13 protein-coding genes are annotated in these 15,730 nt (G+C 60.3%); 5 read left to right on the top strand and 8 right to left on the bottom strand.

Annotation, left to right across the window (positions count from 1 at the left end; genetic code table 11):
• Nucleotide 1 precedes the first annotated feature (1 nt).
• The gene (locus ACZ5AC_RS05640) at nucleotides 2-1,990 is read left to right on the top strand and encodes a CHASE2 domain-containing protein (RefSeq protein ID WP_464249977.1); all 1,989 of its coding nucleotides are present in this window, start codon (nucleotides 2-4) and stop codon (nucleotides 1,988-1,990) included.
• Between the two features lie 380 nt (nucleotides 1,991-2,370).
• On the opposite strand, the gene ACZ5AC_RS05635 is transcribed toward ACZ5AC_RS05640, so the two are convergent.
• Nucleotides 2,371-3,375, bottom strand: a complete 1,005-nt coding sequence (locus ACZ5AC_RS05635) for a manganese-dependent inorganic pyrophosphatase (RefSeq protein WP_464249976.1) — start codon at nucleotides 3,373-3,375, stop codon at nucleotides 2,371-2,373.
• A gap of 393 nt (nucleotides 3,376-3,768) precedes the next feature.
• Here ACZ5AC_RS05635 and ACZ5AC_RS05630 point away from each other — a divergent pair, with 393 nt between their 5' ends.
• Nucleotides 3,769-4,038: an AbrB/MazE/SpoVT family DNA-binding domain-containing protein gene (locus ACZ5AC_RS05630; protein ID WP_464249975.1), complete on the top strand. Its 270-nt coding sequence runs from the start codon at nucleotides 3,769-3,771 to the stop codon at nucleotides 4,036-4,038.
• Nucleotides 4,028-4,327 carry a hypothetical protein gene (locus tag ACZ5AC_RS05625; RefSeq protein ID WP_464249974.1) on the top strand — a complete coding sequence of 100 codons (300 nt, stop codon included), beginning with the start codon at nucleotides 4,028-4,030 and terminating at the stop codon, nucleotides 4,325-4,327. The genes ACZ5AC_RS05630 and ACZ5AC_RS05625 overlap by 11 nt, the downstream gene beginning before the upstream one ends.
• Nucleotides 4,328-4,398: 71 nt before the next feature.
• Here the strand turns inward: ACZ5AC_RS05625 and ACZ5AC_RS05620 are convergent, their stop codons facing one another.
• The 7 genes from ACZ5AC_RS05620 to ACZ5AC_RS05590 form a co-directional block, all read right to left on the bottom strand.
• Nucleotides 4,399-7,854, bottom strand: a complete 3,456-nt coding sequence (locus tag ACZ5AC_RS05620; RefSeq protein WP_464249973.1) for an acyl-[ACP]--phospholipid O-acyltransferase — start codon at nucleotides 7,852-7,854, stop codon at nucleotides 4,399-4,401.
• A 75-nt stretch (nucleotides 7,855-7,929) separates the two neighbouring features.
• Nucleotides 7,930-8,439 (bottom strand): M23 family metallopeptidase, encoded by a 510-nt coding sequence (locus tag ACZ5AC_RS05615; protein WP_464249972.1) that lies wholly within the window; start codon nucleotides 8,437-8,439, stop codon nucleotides 7,930-7,932.
• A gap of 16 nt (nucleotides 8,440-8,455) precedes the next feature.
• Nucleotides 8,456-9,766, bottom strand: a complete 1,311-nt coding sequence (locus ACZ5AC_RS05610) for a phosphatase PAP2/dual specificity phosphatase family protein (RefSeq protein WP_464249971.1) — start codon at nucleotides 9,764-9,766, stop codon at nucleotides 8,456-8,458.
• The gene (locus ACZ5AC_RS05605; RefSeq protein ID WP_464249970.1) at nucleotides 9,721-11,457 is read right to left on the bottom strand and encodes a bifunctional alpha/beta hydrolase/class I SAM-dependent methyltransferase; all 1,737 of its coding nucleotides are present in this window, start codon (nucleotides 11,455-11,457) and stop codon (nucleotides 9,721-9,723) included. Before ACZ5AC_RS05605 ends, ACZ5AC_RS05610 begins: the two co-directional genes overlap by 46 nt.
• Nucleotides 11,458-11,499: 42 nt before the next feature.
• Entirely contained in the window at nucleotides 11,500-12,141 is a 642-nt protein-coding gene (locus ACZ5AC_RS05600; protein ID WP_464249969.1) for a lysophospholipid acyltransferase family protein, read from the bottom strand.
• 3 nt (nucleotides 12,142-12,144) lie between these two features.
• Nucleotides 12,145-13,092 (bottom strand): phosphatidate cytidylyltransferase, encoded by a 948-nt coding sequence (locus ACZ5AC_RS05595; protein ID WP_464249968.1) that lies wholly within the window; start codon nucleotides 13,090-13,092, stop codon nucleotides 12,145-12,147.
• A complete protein-coding gene (locus tag ACZ5AC_RS05590) occupies nucleotides 13,089-13,694 on the bottom strand; it encodes a CDP-alcohol phosphatidyltransferase family protein (RefSeq protein WP_464249967.1) in 606 nt (201 codons plus the stop codon). The genes ACZ5AC_RS05595 and ACZ5AC_RS05590 overlap by 4 nt, the downstream gene beginning before the upstream one ends.
• A 349-nt stretch (nucleotides 13,695-14,043) precedes the next feature.
• Between ACZ5AC_RS05590 and ACZ5AC_RS05585 the strand changes: the two genes are divergently transcribed.
• Both ACZ5AC_RS05585 and ACZ5AC_RS05580 read left to right on the top strand, forming a co-directional pair.
• Nucleotides 14,044-14,385, top strand: coding sequence for a helix-turn-helix domain-containing protein (locus ACZ5AC_RS05585; RefSeq protein WP_464249966.1), 342 nt, complete (start codon nucleotides 14,044-14,046; stop codon nucleotides 14,383-14,385).
• Nucleotides 14,369-15,613 carry a type II toxin-antitoxin system HipA family toxin gene (locus ACZ5AC_RS05580; protein WP_464249965.1) on the top strand — a complete coding sequence of 415 codons (1,245 nt, stop codon included), beginning with the start codon at nucleotides 14,369-14,371 and terminating at the stop codon, nucleotides 15,611-15,613. The genes ACZ5AC_RS05585 and ACZ5AC_RS05580 overlap by 17 nt, the downstream gene beginning before the upstream one ends.
• The last annotated feature ends 117 nt before the right edge of the window (nucleotides 15,614-15,730 follow it).

Here is a 15,730-nt window from a genome sequence, read left to right as displayed (position 1 = left end):
CATGGCGTGGTTGAAGGACAGCGGGAGCCCCCAAGGGGACCATCTCCGCAGAAGAGACCTGGCCAACCTGCTGGGAACCGGCGTCATCGTCACGGTCTGCGTGATGCTCCTAGGCATCTTCCGGCCGGATCTGTACGTACACGTTGAGCACAAAGCCTTCGACGTGCTTTTCTCGCAGACGAGGTTGCGCGAGCCCGGTCCTGTCCCGGTGCTCGTGTCCATCGATGACAAGGCCTTGAACCTCCTGGGCCAGTGGCCCTGGCCGAGGGTCACCCTGGCCGGGGTGATCTCGCGCCTGCGCGAGGCGGGTGTCAGGAACGTCGTCCTTGACCTCGTGCTCTCCAACCGGGACCAGACGTCTCCCCGTGTCGTCCTGGAATCCCTGCTCAAGTCCCCGGACCTCGCCAGAACCATGGCCGGCAGGCCCCAGGTCGAGGTGGATTTCGACCACGCCCTGGCCCAATCCCTGGCAAGCGTGCCCACGGTGCTGGGTTACAAGCTCCTGTTCTCTCCGACCGCGGAGCAGTGCCCCTGCATCCTGCGGCCCCTGCAGACCGATGCCATAGTCCCGCCGTCCTTTCGTCTGCATGAAGCGCAGTCGGTGATCTGCGCACTGCCGGCCCTGGCCCGGACAGCCGTGTCGGGCGGTTTCATCAACGCCGCGCACGACCTCGACGGCGCGATCCGCCGCGTTCCCCTCATGGCGCTCCACGAATCGAACCTTCTGCCCGGCCTCACCCTGGCCATGGTCCGCCTCGCGGAAGGCAAGGACGCCGTGCTGGGCAACGATCAGGACGGCGGTTTCGTTCAGCTCGGCAGAAACCGCATCCACACTGACGACCGGGGGAACATGCTGCTGCGCTTCCGCGGCCCGAGCGGCACATTCGAGACCATCTCCGCGGCGGAAATCCTGGAAGGCCCCCTGCCGGACCTGTCCGGGCGCGTCGCCATCGTCGGGCCGACGGCCGCGGGCCTCGGCGACAATCACGTCACCCCGCTGGACCGCTCCTTTCCAGGCATAGAGATCCACGCCACCGCCCTCGACAACATCCTGCAGAACGATTTTCTTCGCCGCCCCTCCTGGGCCGTGGGCGCGGAGGCGGTTTCCGTCATGGTTCTCGGCGTCCTTTCGACGCTGCTCATCATCATCGGCGGGCCGCTGACCTGCGTCGCAGGCCTGGTCGCCGGGAGCCTGGGCTTATGGAGCGCGAGCCTCTGGCTCCTCGACGTTCCGGGCTACTGGCTCTCCCCGCTGCCGGCGGTGTTCGTCCTCGTCCTCAACCTGGCCGTCCTGAGCCTGATCAAATACGGCATCGAGGAGCACAAACTGCGCATCCGCAGCCAGCAGCTTCTCCATACCCAGGACGCGATCATACTGGGCCTCACGTCCCTGGCCGAAACCCGGGACCCGGAAACCGGGGGCCACATCCGACGCACGCAGGAGTACGTACGGGCCCTGGCCCAACGCTTGGCCCGGCAACCCAAGTACAGGAACGTGCTCACCCCGGTCACCATCGAACTGCTCTACAAGTGCGCCCCCCTGCACGACATCGGCAAAGTCGGCATCGCCGACAGCATCCTCCTCAAGCCGGACCGCCTCACGGACGAAGAGTTCACCGAGATGCAGCGGCACACCATCCTCGGGGCGGACACCCTGGCCGACGCCGCGCGCCACACCACGCATGGCGCCGAGCAGTCCTTTCTGGCCCTGGCCAGGGACATTGCCGTGTCCCACCACGAAAAATGGGACGGCTCGGGCTATCCCTACGGCCTTGCCGGCGAGGAGATCCCCCTCGGCGGCAGGCTCATGGCCCTTGCCGACGTGTACGACGCCCTCGTGACAAAGCGGGTCTACAAGGAAGCCATGACCCACGAAGAGGCCGTCGAGATCATCACGCAAGGACGCGGGGTGCATTTCGACCCCGCCGTGGTCGACGCCTTCCTGGAGTCCGAAACGCGCTTCCGCGACATCCTGACCCGCTACTCCTGAAGCCCGGACCGCCTTCGACTCAGTCGGGTGAGCTGAATCACGCCCGCCTGACCACGACCGCCCTCTTGCCCTTCCATTCACATCCATGCACTGCAAGGCAAACCCAAGGCCCCCCACTCTATCGATATCGGGATGCATGATCGAGTGTATGAGATTTGGATGAAATAGGATGAGATTTTGGATTTCTGGAAATTCAAGATTCAAGATGCAAGCCCGCATGCCCGTGCAGGCTCAAGGAGCCATTAACCGGCCCTGGCGAGAAGATGCGTCACAGGGAGACCTGCCGCATTTTCTTGTTCAGAAACTTTCGATAACCCGGACTGACGAAGCAGGTCACCATTTTGGGAAACAAACGTGTCCGCTATTGTGAAGACAGGTCACTATTGCGCCCCATCCCCCTCGAAAGCCCTCAACAAACCAGGAACAACCTGTTTCTTGCGACTCACAACACCGGGCAGCCACACTGAATTGCCGATCCCTTTCAACTCGAAGGCGGATTCAACGATTCGAACGTTATCAGAAACGACAAGCAGGTCCGTGCCTTGTTTGCCTATATCTGTGAGCATCAGCAATATACTGTGGTACCCTTCGGCTTTGAGTGTTTCCATCGCTGAGAGAAGTTCATCCTTCCGGGTCGCAACGGTGGAAATATCCATCAGTTCCAACTGAGCAACGCCGACTTTTCGTCCATGCATGTCGAAAATCTTTAGATCCTGATTGAGAAGTTTTGTTGCTGATATTCCTTCTATTGAAGACTTCGCTTGCAGCTGCTTGTGTCCGAAAGCGTCGATATCTTCGACTCCAGCGATGCGAGCCAATTTTACCGAGGCATCCCGATCCTCTTGAGTCGTCGTTGGGGAACTGAACAGCAGGGTATCCGAAATGATAGCTCCAAGCATACCGCACGCAATTTCTTTTGGAGGACTAATGTCGGCTGATGCGTACATACGGGCAATTATCGTACTCGTGCATCCGGTTGGGAATACCCACACCTCGATAGGCTCATCGGTCGTCAAACCACCCAACTTGTGATGATCAACGAGACCAACGACTGTGGCGTTGGTGATATCACCAGGCGCCTGAAGGTAGTCGGAGTGGTCTACCAGAATGACCCGCTGTCCAGAAACGCTGGTTTGTATTGAAGGAGTATCAAGTTTGCATGCGTTCAGCACAAACTCCGTTTCCGGGTTCGGTGTGCCTTGCGCAAGAGGGATAGCGGGAATTCCCTGTTGTGTTTTGAGATTTGCCAGCGCAATGGCCGACAGAATGGAATCTGCATCAGGATTCTTGTGTCCAATCACCAAAATTGGTTGGGCCATCACACAGATGACACTGCTCGCGAGAACAACGATGACTGAAATCAGATGCGCAAGGTATCTTTTCATAGTGTTCCGCCTCTGTTGGAAATGAACATTCAGGCTGTTTGCATTCACAAGGCAGGATCACCTGCCGCTTGTACCGCGACACTCTCGACCCCATCAGGTCTCCCATCGGATCGAAATCCCCGTCGTTGCGGAGTAGGTCAAAGCCGTTCTCGATACAGAATTTCGCGATCACGATATCGATGGTCTTGCAAAACGTTACGCCGTTTCTGCGCAGGGAGCGATAGTTTTGTGCCGCTGCGATTGCCGATCTCTGCCGACAACAGTTACCAATTTCACGGAAATCGGAACTGCTGAATCCAGCTCACGCAGCCACCATTTTGACACAAAATCCCAAAATGGGAATTGCCCCCTTCCCCTTTTCGTCTTATTCTCAAACTCATGGAGGAACAAATCATGCTCACGCAAACCGATTCCCGCCGTCGCATCACGCTGCCGCCGACAACGGGCATCAAGCCCGGCGACACCGTTGAAATAGAGGTTTTGGAGGACGGCCGCATCATGCTCATTCCTGTGGAGACCATTCCCCGTCACCAGCTTTGGGCCTGGACCGCTGACAGCAAGCAGGCCATCGTCCGCTCCCTGGAAGACACTCGCCCTTCGGAAGTCGTCGAAACCGCCGAAGCCGCCCGTGACGTGGCCAAGAGATGGGCTGATGAGGATTGAAATCAGGCCCGCTTTCGACGAGGCGGTCATGGCCGCCGAACCAGCAGTGCGCAAGGCCGCAGCGAAAATGCTGGTCCTGCTCCAATCCCTTGAGCTTGTGGACCCCTGGAAACACCCCGGCCTCAATTTCGAAAAACTCCACGGAATGATCGAACCGGACACGGGCCACCAACTTTATTCCCTGCGCGTCACGGCCAGCGCCCGGGCCGTAACCTGCCTGCTCAGCGGCTCAACCCTCGTGCTGATCAGCCTGCACGTCCAGCACGACAAGGCATACAGGAAGCGCTGACAAACAGGCGGTGGGACGGCACTTCGGACTCCCGAGACCAGGCGCACAAGTACCATAAAAATGCCCAGTCCTTACGCTGTCGCAAATTCAAGCGCCATCGCTCTTGCACCCGCGAGATCCTTCTTGCCGGTCCCGAGTTTCGGAATTTCCTCAACGGCGAAAAATTTGTCGGGGACAAGAAGGGGATTCGTCCCGCTTTCCAGCATGGCTTTCCTGAGGGTCGCCGGCTCGTTCATGCCACTGACCAGGGCCACGATCCGCTCCCCTTTCTTCACGTCGCGCACGGCTACTGCCACGGTATCCGCACCCGAAGGGGCGTTGCGCAGCAACGCCTCCTCCACGGCGGCAAGGCTGACCATCTCCCCGCCGATTTTTGCGAAACGGGAATAACGGTCCAGAATGACCAGAAAACCATCCTCATCGATGCGTCCCTTGTCGCCACTCTTGTACCAGCGAATGCCGTCCTGCTCGATAATGGCGCCCCTAGTCCTGGCCTCGTCATCAAGATATCCCTTCATGATCTGGGTGCCGCCAATGAGAATCAGGCCGGCTTCCCCGGCGGGCAGATCCTCAAAGGTTTCCGGGTCGACTACGCGCAAGGCGCTTCCGGGCAACGGCAGGCCCACCGTCCCCGTCTTCGAGCCCACCTGCACAGAAAACCCGTTGGTGTTGAGCACGTCCACGGTGTTCACGGTGGCAACCGGCGTTGTCTCCGTGGTGCCGTAGCCTTCATGAACCTCAAGCCCGAACTTTTCCTTGAAGGCCCGTCGTGTCTCGTCGTTGAGCCTCTCAGCACCGGCGACCACCAGTCGCAGCGAGGAGAACATGAGACGGTGCAGTTTCTGATTGCGGGTGTAGAGACCGAGGAATGTGGGGGTGGCGCAGAGGAACGTCGCCTGATATTCGGCTGCAAGGCATCCGATTCTGTAGGCGTCCGTGGGGTCGGGATGGCAAACCACGGGTATGCCCTCGATCAGCGGCATGAATGTGGTCACCGTGAGGCCGAAGGCGTGAAAGAGCGGCAGCGTCCCGAGGAAGACATCGTGGTCCCGGGCGTTGAACAGGCTGGACACCTGCTTGATGTTGCCCATGATGTTCTTGTGACTGAGCATGACCCCCTTGGGGGATCCTTCGGAACCGCTGCTGAAGAGAATGGCCGCGGTGTCGTCCAGGCAGACCCTCTGGAAAAAGAGAAGCCGCAGGACAAAGGCGGGCAGCACCTGCGACGCGATCATTGCAGCGATGAAAGCGCCCTTGCCGATATCCGAGCGCAGCGTTTCCATGAAAAACACCTCACGGTCCTGCAAAATTCCGCTCAGATCGATCCCCCTGCCCCGGAGCCTGTCGAGAAACGCCTCGGATGTGACGATGGTCCCGATATGCGCCCGCTCGAGAATTCCATGCAGCGTGTCAGCCCCCGAGGTGTAGTTGAGATTCACCACGGTCCTGCCGAGCATGAGCAGGGACATGTTGGCAATGACCCCGCCGACGCTGGCCGGCAGGAGCACGCCCACATTCTTCTGGCCGACGGTCCTTTTCCGCAGCATGCGGGAGGCGAGAATGCACACGGATAGGAGTCGACGATGAGACATGTCGCTCCCCGTCGAGTCGGCCACGGCGCGGCGCCCCGGATACCGTTTGGCTGTTTTGAGCCAGGCCGTGTGCAGGGGATCGAAGGTTTGGGAGTACTCCTTCCAGGCCGCGATGGACAGTCTGGAGACGGCCTTCTTGACCTCCGGAGCCGAGGCCGCCGTGGCCATCGGCGGCCCGAAGCAGACCGTCACGTCGCGGATGCTGCGGATGCGTGACGTCTCCCGCAGTCGCGGTCCGGCGAAGGAAAACAGGCTGCCCCAGAGACCGCGCAGATAAAAGGGAACAATGGCGCAGCCCGACTCGCGGGCCGGAATCTCGAAACCGCGCTTGAACTCGCCGAGCTGTCCGTTGCGGCTGATGGCACCTTCGGGGAATATGACTACGCACTCACCGGCCTTGAGGGCCGTCTCCACGTCCCGCAGGGCCTGTCTGCTGCCCCGCGAGGAAATGGGGATCATGCCCAGGCGCCGGAGCAACCACTTCAGATACCAGCGTTCATAAATGGAACGCTCCATGACGAAACGCAAGCGGCGCGGGACGGCCAGATGCAGCACCGCCCAGTCGATCCAGCTGACATGGTTGCCCAGCAAAAGCACGCCGCCGTCTGCCGGCAGATGGTTGAGCCCTGACACCGACAGCCTGTAGCGCTGCGAGAACAGAATGTAGAGCAGGTACCGCAACAGGGACTGGGGCAGTTTCCCGAGAGTATATATCGTGCCGACCAGGGCGACTGCCGCGAGAATATAGAAAAGCGGCACGCTGCCAATGCCTGCAAGTGACATGACCAGGGTCAGCCCCAGAAAGGCCAGCATGCCGATATTCTGGAGAAAATTGTTTCCGGCCAGAATCTTCCCCAGTTCCCGGTCCCGGGCCGAGAACTGGATGAGGGCATTGAGCGGCACGACCAGAAGCCCCCCGCAGACGCCGTAGCCGAAAAGGAGCGCGCTGAGCAGTGCCCGACTCTCGATGTTCGGCAAGAGGAAGAGGCACACGGTCATGCCCATGGCCCCCAGGGGGATGGTGCCGGTCTCGATGAAATTGCGCGATACCTTCCCCGCCATCACGGAACCGATGATGATGCCCAGGCCGCCCAGGGCCAGCATGCCCTGGGTCACGACCGTGTTCGTCTCCCCGGCGGCATCCTTGAGATACGCCCCGAATGTCGCGAGAAGGACCTGGTTCACGGACCAGAAAATGGTCAGCCCGATGATGGAGAGCCAGATGACCTGCTTTTCCCTCAGCAACTTCACGTTGTCCCGCAGATACCCTCCCCGGAGGTATTTCACGCTGTCGATGGAGACCTGTCGGTCTCCGGGTCGGATATCCGGCAGCCGGAAGGCGAGGATGGTTTCCAGGACGGTCCCGGCCACCAAAATGTACCCGCACGGTGCGATGGCCTTCAGAATTTCCTGCGGACTGTCCGGCATGATTACCGGCAAAAACGCTTCGAAAAACACGGAAAAGATCACGGCGCCGAGAAGAATGGCCACAATGGTTACCGCCTGTACGACGGCATTGACCTGTGCGAGGCCCTCCTGTCCGGTCATCTCCTTGATGTAGCCGTACTTGGCTGGAGAATAGAAGGCGCTCTGCACGGCAAGCAGGAACGTCATGAGAAAGGCGGGCCAGAACATCCCGGCATGGTAAAAGATCACGATCAGCACGGCCAGGGGGATCGCGGCGGCCGCGGAGATCCTGATGACCCGGCTCTTGGCGAACCTGTCGGCGATGCAGGCTGCCGGAGTGAAGAGAAGGATGAACGGCAGCAACAGGAACGCGTTCACCATTGCGGTCAGTGCGATTTGTTCTGTCCCGGAAAAGACCTTGAAGACCGTGTTTTGAATAACGATTTTATGTCCCAGGTCGGTGATCGCGTTGAGGAGCACAGCCAGGATGTAGGGCGTGAATCCGCACATTTTTCTCAGACTTTTCATTGTCGGTATCCTTGTTCTCGGTTGCGTCGGAAAGGACCTCGAAACTCGACGGCTGCGGGCCTTGAAGCGAAAAAATCACGGTGTGCCGCGGAGATACGGATCAGGATCGAGGTAGAACGCCTTCCAGAACCCTTGCGTCGAACCCTCGACGTCCCACGGGACGGAAAAAATGCGCACCACGGAGTAATGCAGATGGGGCGGCGTGCTGCGCGCGTTGCCTGTATCGCCGAGTGTTCCAAGTTCGCCGCCGGGCGGGACAAAACAAAGCGCGGACGCCGTGACGGAGTCCAGGTGGGCGTAGTAATGCAGACGCCATTTTGGCCCCAGCACCACGGCCACGTTGCCGCCTCGGTCGATGCTCCCGACAAAAAGGACGATGCCCGCCGTGGCGCTCGTCACGCCTGCCCCCCGGCGGCCGAAGATGTCGATGCCCTTGTGGACCCCGGACAGGCCCCACGGCTCGTGCCAGAAGGATTTCCGATTCCAGTCTCCGGGTGTCGCTCCGACCACCGGGATCACGATCCTTTCCGGGATCGCGAAACCGGCAGCCATGATGCACACGATGATTACGAGGACCCCTTTCATTTCCGCCTGACGGACATCAGTCCAGAGCCGTACACGTTTGCAGAAAAGACACGACTTCGTCGCGCACCACCAGACCGGGCCTCTTCCCGCGCAACAGAGCAACCGCATCACGGGCGTCCGCGCAGTCTCCCTTTTCGATGAGATAACCGCCGATGATGGCTGCGCTGCGCGAATATCCGACCTTGCAGTGCACATAGACCGTTCCGCGCTCCATTTCGCCTTTGATGAACGAGACGGCTTCGAAGAACTGGGCGCTGGTCGGTGCGGTCAGATCGAGGATGGGCACATTCAGATAGCGCGCGGCTCGAAAGGAAGGGACCTCGGAGAATTCCGACGTCAGATCCAAAACTGCGGTGACGCCCAGGCCGATTGCCTGACGCGCCTTCGCATCAGACAGTCTTCGACCCATCCAGAGACCGGGAAGTATTTCGTTCCATGGATAGGATCGACGGGAGTAATACAGCAGCGACACGAAATGGCCGAGAATGACGGGGGCCAGCAATATGCGGGAGCAGAGCGCCAACCGGCCGCCATGCTTGCGATACACGTTGGGGAAAAGCCCGAAATATGCGCTGCAGACCAGGAGCATTGCCGCGGCCGGCCACGCCGGAAACAGATGCCCCGTTGCTGCCGCTGTCAGGCCGAACAAAACCGCGCCGATACCGTAGAGATGCGCTACACGATAATTCGCGGTTCCCTGCTCGTTCGGACCCCGCGAAAAAAGGTAACAGCAGAATACGGCCAGAACGAAGCCTCCGATGACATCGACGACATGATGCTGCCAAGTGAGAACGGTCGAAAATCCGACCAGGCCGAACCATGCGAGCAGGGCCAATCGCAGCAACCCCGTGGTGGCGGCTGCGTACACTTCGGCGAGAATGCCTTGCAACGCGATATGCAGCGAAGGAAACATGTTGTACGGGCGGTCGAACGCGTGCAAAAAGCTGAAGATCGCTCCAAGCCATCCTTCAGGGGCCGGTCGTTCGAAGGCGAACCGCAGCGGGAAACACAAAAAAAACAGGCCCGCGATCAGAATGGCGAAACTGACGCGCATGGCGAACATCCGGCGTTCGTCAGATCTCCTGCAGACAAGGGGCGCCATAACGAAAAACAGGTCTATGGACATGTATGGAATGATCATGAGGGGTACGAAAGGGATCGTCCGCTCCCACGCAAAAACCACGGAGCCGACATCGCCGCGCAACGACGTCAGCCAGGAACAGCCTCCGTATACCACGATGAAAAGCGCCGACGTGAATGCGGCGACCAGGGCCGCCTCTGTCAGCCCCTGACGCGACGCGCCGTCGAGACAGTGAATATTCCCCATGGGTCGATCTCCATACCTGTTTTCTCGAATCCGGCCGACCTGATCATCTCGTCCAGTTCCGCCTGGGAACGGCGGCGCATGATCCAAGGCGCGCCGTCGCGATTGGGCAGTACCCTGGCGATGACCTCGAGCTGCGGATGCCAGGGCTGCCCCGTATAGACCAGATACCCTCCCGGCTCGGTCACCTCGCCGATGGCCTTCAGGGAAGCGAGAACCCGGTCATTGTCGGGAAACAATTCGTACAGGCCGGACACGATGACCACATTGGGACGCGGCCTGACCGCCCGGATCGACTCAGGGTCAAAGGCGTCGGCCCGTTCGAAACGCGTTCGATCGAGACCGAGGCTTGAAGCTAGCGCCCGGCCCTGCTCCAGATTGCCCTCGTCCCAATCCCGCAACGTCGCATCGACTTTGCCCTCCCGCGCCTTGAGGACACTCAGGACATAGCGGCCGCAGCCTGTTGCAACATCCAGAAGCGTGACCGGGGACGCAGCGGCTTCAAGAGTGTCCATCACGGCGTGAAGCTGTTTTTCCAGATGCCGGCGGCGCATGCGGATGCCTTTCCAGCCGATGGCGTCGAGGTAGGCGCGGTCGATGGCCCGGCCTATGCGCCCGAGGCCGCGGGCGCTGTCTTCATACACGTAATCAAGACTTCTCCCCGAATCGAAACCGGTCTCCAGACCGATCGCGATTCCGCGGCTCAGCCTGCCAAGCGCCCGCAACGCAAGTTTTTGCATGGAAAAGAACGCGGTCCTGAGAACTGACGTGGACTGCCGGAGCAGGTCATACTCCACGCGCATGGCGTCTCCCCGGTGGGCGTTCAGCAGATGCGAGCGGTCCACTTCCTCCGTGAAGGACCGGATGACGAATTCGCGGATATCCTCCATGACGCGATCCCGGCCCGCCTCGTGAAGCAGGGCATGGTGGAAGCCGGGATACTCGTGCATTTCCTTCCGGGTCGCCCCGAGATTTCTGTAGAATTTTCTCTGGGCCTCGGTTTCGACGACGCAGTCCGACCCCGCCGCGAGAATCAGCGTCGGTGTGGTGATGGCGTGGGCGTCGCCCATGATCCGGCCGGCCGTGTCGTACATCTCCACAAGGACATTGACGGAGATGCGCCGCGTGATCAGCGGGTCTGTTCGATAAAGACGCTGCTGCTCGAAGTCGTGAGTCAGCATGCCCGCGCTCACGTAACTACTGACAAAGGCCTTCTCCTTGAATTTGAGAAGCATGCGCAGCAGCGGCATGGCCATGGGGACATAAAGTCTGATGCGGAAAGCTGGGGCGAGAAGGATTAGGGCCCGAATTCGCGGCGCGAAGTCGTGCGCCCAGGCACAGGCCGTGACCGCGCCCACGCTGTTGGCCACGATGATGATATTTTCGGCCGAAATGCCATGTTCGGCACAAACGAAGCGGACAAACGCATCAAGGTCTCTGACCAGATCGTAGTAGTTATCCGCATGTCCTCGGTCTCCGGGTGATCGGCCATGCCCCCGCATGTCCCAGGAAAAGGCGAGGAAATCGCCCAGCCCCAGTTCCTGCACAGCGCGGGACAGACGCCCGGAGTGTTCATGGCCGCGATGCAGAAAGATCAGCGCCCTGTCTGTCGCCTGTGATGTGCACCAGCTGCGATAGAACAACTCAGCGCCATCCCAGCTGGAGAATGTTCCTTCGGATTCGATCCAATCCATAATGTTCCTCCCTAATCTGTTGCGCCCGCTACGGGCCAAGCCTCAGTCGACGCCATGGCGGCCCATCGTCGCCGCCAACTTTTCGAAGCTGTCCGCGAGACGTTTCATGAAACTCTTGCGGCATCCGTCCCAATGCAGAGCGGCCCCGACGACAACGTCACAAATGACAGGAACCAGAACCCATTCGCCCTTGGGCAAGGATTTGCCGGTCCCCTGCAGAAAAACCGGAATTACAGGGGTAGCCGGATGCCGTCTGGCCAGGTGCGCAATCCCGGTCCTGAATTCGGCCATGCGCTCCGGCTCCCCCCTGGTGCCCTCGGGAAAGAAAATCAGGGTCTCCCCACCGGCTAGCGCCGCCGAGCAGGCGGCAAAGGGATCATCCCTGCACCCCTCGGGCAGACGCCTGAAGGGAATAATGCCGATGACGTTCAGGACGAACCAGGCCAGCCACCTGTTTTTCAGGAAATAGTCCTGCGCGGCCACCGGACGCACTTTTCTCAGACTGGACAGGGGGAACAGGGACATGAGGACCAGAGCGTCGAGGTGGCTGTTGTGATTGGCGACCACGATGGACGGGGAAGTTGCGTCGAGGCTCTGGCGGTTTCTGGTGTTCACCCCCATGATCAAAAAAATCAGGGGCCTGGCGAACAGGGTGAACCAAAGCAATCGAAGAATGCCTTTCATGTCTCAGTGATACGTGTAGTAGATGAAATGAAAGAAGATCGGGGCTGTGAAGGTCAGGCTGTCCACCCGATCCAGAATGCCGCCGTGACCGGGCAGCATGTTTCCCGTGTCCTTTATGCCGATGTCGCGCTTGATGGCCGAGACGCAGATGTCACCGAAAAAACCGGAAATGCCGATCAGCACTCCTGCCAGCAGCGCCTGCGACACCGCCATCGGGGTGAGGTATGGCCCGGCCAGGCCCGCCAACAGCGCCGTGGTGGCCACGCCGCCGATCAGACCCGCCCATGTCTTGTTCGGACTGACCGAAGGCACCACCTTGGCGTGACCAAACCCCTTGCCCCAGCAGAACTGTGCGATATCATTGGCTTCCGTCAGAATGACGAGGAGCAGAACCAGACTGACTCCGTAGTCGCCACCCTCTTCCGCGCCGTGAAGGGTGAGCAGAAAGGCCGCATGGCTCAGACTGAATACGGTGGTCATGAGGCCCCAATGCAGCGTTCCCACGGCCTTTAGAAACCCCTGCGTATCCCCGCGCAGCAGCATCCTGACGGGGAGCAGCAGGAAACAATAGACCGGAATGAAGATGATAAACATTCCGTACCAGGAGATATAGGCAAAATAATACTGGATCGGTATGGCGAGGTAAGCCCAGAAAAGGACTCTGTGGTCGGCCCTTCTGGTTGGGATGAACGTGAGATACTCTTTGAATGCCAGATAGGACACAATGCAGAAAAAACTGATCGCGGCCCCCCGTGAAACGGACAGGACTCCGAACAGCGGTAGCACGATGAGCCACCATGTTCTCGTGCGCACCAGCACTTCACTGCGTTGCCTCTCTTGGCCGGAGCGATGTGCCTCCTTCAGGGCCACACCAAGGGTGACCAGGGCCAGAACAGCAAGAGTCGAGAGCATGAAGAGTCTGGAAGGCGGCAACGCGTGAAACGCGATCATGCCGCGCCTCCCTGCAAGGCCCTCCCGGCTCTCCGGAAAATCGTGAGGACCAGCAGCACCACAATCCCGGCCATCGCGACATGAGGCCAGGCACCTCGCGGCACCCCGCTCGCAAGGGCCAGGGACAAAAGGCCAAAGGCCGCGGCGCGATCGCTCTTGCCCATGGGGCCGTCATATCGCCGACCGCCCCCGAACTGGACGCCGAGAATCCCGACCATCTCGCTGAGCGCCGCCAGCACCACGGCCATCACGACCAACGGCGCCGAGCACCCCGGCACCGCGGCCAGGGGCAGATACAGCGCCGCGTCGGAGACCACGTCGCCCAGTTCGTTCAGCATGACGCCCACATCGGACCCCATTCCGTGCTCCCGCGCCAGCATCCCGTCCAGCGCATTGAGGGCCATCCTCACGAACAAGGCGCACGGAAAGACCGCAAGGGCCCACCTTGCTCCTGAGGAAAGCCAGACAAGACTGCCCGCCGCCAAGGACAGAACCAAGGCCGCGACAGTGACCTGATTGGCAGTCACCCCGCGGGCCGCCAAAAATCGGCAGGCGGGACGGAGCATACTCTGAAATCGGGATTTCAATGCATAGACGGTCATGGCAGAACTCATCGCCGACCCTACGCGCGAATACGCACAGTTCAGCTGGTTGTCATAAGCGGGAGAGACGATTCCGTCCCGTGCTTGCGTCGAGACAGTGCAAAGGAATTTCTCGAATCACAATCAGGATAACTGACTATTTTAAAAGAAGAATAGATAATATGTATTGCGGAATTGCACTGAAGCGGCTGGGCAGTTCGTGTAGAAACACCCGGCCCCTGGAATTCATCAACATGGGTATCCATCCGACGCAACCGGTGTCGGATGAAGTAGGCATGGCCGAGAATCAGAAGACAAGACATGTATGATAAATATTGCATAATAAATTATAAAGACATATATATCATGCATGTCCCCCAAAAAAACGTCCGCACACGACCTTCCGGCCAACCCTGCCGCTAATCTTGAGCGCCTGGGGCACAACATTCGCGCCGCCCGCAAACTGCGCGGCCTGAGCATGCAGGATCTGGCCGAGCGCACAATGACCACTCGCGAGACCATCCGCCGCCTGGAAAACGGACATCCCGGCGTGTCCCTCGGGGTGCTGGCCCATGTGCTGTGGGTCCTGCAGCTTGACGACCAGCTTGGCACCATGGCCGCCCTGGAGTCAGATCCCGTGGGCAGATCCATGGCCGTGCGCAGACTGCCGCTACGCGTCGCAACGGGGAGGGATGATGACCTCGACTTCTGAGCGGGCCGTGGTCTTCATCCGGCTGCCCGGCATGGACTACGTGCCTGCGGGGCTGCTCCGGCATGAGAACCGGGCATATTCCTTCCGCTACGGCCGCCGGTACCTGCAACGGCCGGACGCCATCCCCCTCGACCCGGCCAGGATGCCTCTGGCCGACATCGAGTTTTCCGTGAGCACCCTTTTCAGCGCCCTGCGCGACGCCGCCCCGGACCGCTGGGGCCGTAAAGTGCTGGGGCTCATGGCCGGCCGTGCTCCAGGGACGCTGAGCGAGTTCGAGGTCCTGACGGCGGCCCATCACCCGCAGCGCATGGGCGCCCTGGCCTTCGGCCCTACGCCTGATGGCCCAGCGTCCCTGGCTCCGTGGGCCACGGGCGAAGCATTCTGCATGGTGCCCGAGGACCTGGAGCGCGTGGCGGCCATCGTCGCCCGCGTCGACGAGTTCGAAGACGACGAGGACCTCGACGAATTACGGGACGGCTTGCCCGAAGACGCTTTCCTTGCCGCCCTCGCCTCCAGCCTGTCCCTGGGCGGCGCCAGACCCAAGGCCATGGTCACCCTGGACGGGGCGTCGTGGATCGCCAAATTCTCCAAACGCGGGGACCCGTGGCGTGAACCCGTTGTCGAGCACGCGACCATGACCCTGGCCGCACGCTGCGGCATCACGGTCGCATCCACCCGACTGATGGAACTGAACGGGCATTTCGTTCTGCTGGTCCAGCGATTCGACCGCCTGGAAGGCGACTCGCGGCACGTCATTTCCGGCTTCACGGTGACGGGGGCGGAGGAAGACGGCGACTGGGGCAGCTATCAGAACCTGGCCGAGCAGGCCCGCAGGCTCGGCGACGCGCAGTCCGGCCCGGAGATATTCCGCCGCATGGCTTTCAACGCCCTGTGTTCGAACCGGGACGACCACCTGCGCAACCACGCCTTTTTCGTCTCCCGCAAAGCCATCGCCATGACCCCGGCCTATGATCTGGTGCCCTCCTCCATCCGCTTCAGGCAATGGGATCTGTCCCTGCGCTGCGGCCTGGAAGGCCGCGCGGCCAAGCGGTCCAATATTCTGAGCGATGTCCGCCCCTTCGGGATCGACGAGAGGGAGGCCAGGGGGATCTGGGAAGAAATGCGGGAAACGGCCGCAGGCTGGCGGAAGCATTTCGCCGCGTACGGCGTGACAAAGCGGGAGATGGAGGAACTCAGGCACCGTTTCGCTTTGGCGGATGGTGCATAAATCGTAAAACTTGACGATAAAAAATGAATTTTGATTTATTCTTCGCCATTAATGACGATTTATCAAATTCTGCTCGACGACAAGGTGATCATTCCCATCGATATCGGGACGCATGAT

Source organism: Desulfomicrobium aestuarii (assembly GCF_055385525.1).
The sequence above is the reverse complement of the archived record's forward strand: the minus strand, read 5'-3'. Positions and strand labels throughout refer to the sequence as shown.

Excerpts from the sequence above, each read along its gene's own strand:
- ACZ5AC_RS05640 (WP_464249977.1), top strand. The coding sequence starts at position 2 with ATGGCGTGGTTGAAGGACAGCGGGAGCCCCCAAGGGGACCATCTCCGC.
- ACZ5AC_RS05635 (WP_464249976.1), bottom strand. The coding sequence starts at position 3,375 with ATGAAAAGATACCTTGCGCATCTGATTTCAGTCATCGTTGTTCTCGCG.
- ACZ5AC_RS05630 (WP_464249975.1), top strand. The coding sequence starts at position 3,769 with ATGCTCACGCAAACCGATTCCCGCCGTCGCATCACGCTGCCGCCGACA.
- ACZ5AC_RS05625 (WP_464249974.1), top strand. The coding sequence starts at position 4,028 with ATGAGGATTGAAATCAGGCCCGCTTTCGACGAGGCGGTCATGGCCGCC.
- ACZ5AC_RS05620 (WP_464249973.1), bottom strand. The coding sequence starts at position 7,854 with ATGAAAAGTCTGAGAAAAATGTGCGGATTCACGCCCTACATCCTGGCT.
- ACZ5AC_RS05615 (WP_464249972.1), bottom strand. The coding sequence starts at position 8,439 with ATGAAAGGGGTCCTCGTAATCATCGTGTGCATCATGGCTGCCGGTTTC.
- ACZ5AC_RS05610 (WP_464249971.1), bottom strand. The coding sequence starts at position 9,766 with ATGGGGAATATTCACTGTCTCGACGGCGCGTCGCGTCAGGGGCTGACA.
- ACZ5AC_RS05605 (WP_464249970.1), bottom strand. The coding sequence starts at position 11,457 with ATGGATTGGATCGAATCCGAAGGAACATTCTCCAGCTGGGATGGCGCT.
- ACZ5AC_RS05600 (WP_464249969.1), bottom strand. The coding sequence starts at position 12,141 with ATGAAAGGCATTCTTCGATTGCTTTGGTTCACCCTGTTCGCCAGGCCC.
- ACZ5AC_RS05595 (WP_464249968.1), bottom strand. The coding sequence starts at position 13,092 with ATGATCGCGTTTCACGCGTTGCCGCCTTCCAGACTCTTCATGCTCTCG.
- ACZ5AC_RS05590 (WP_464249967.1), bottom strand. The coding sequence starts at position 13,694 with ATGACCGTCTATGCATTGAAATCCCGATTTCAGAGTATGCTCCGTCCC.
- ACZ5AC_RS05585 (WP_464249966.1), top strand. The coding sequence starts at position 14,044 with ATGTCCCCCAAAAAAACGTCCGCACACGACCTTCCGGCCAACCCTGCC.
- ACZ5AC_RS05580 (WP_464249965.1), top strand. The coding sequence starts at position 14,369 with ATGACCTCGACTTCTGAGCGGGCCGTGGTCTTCATCCGGCTGCCCGGC.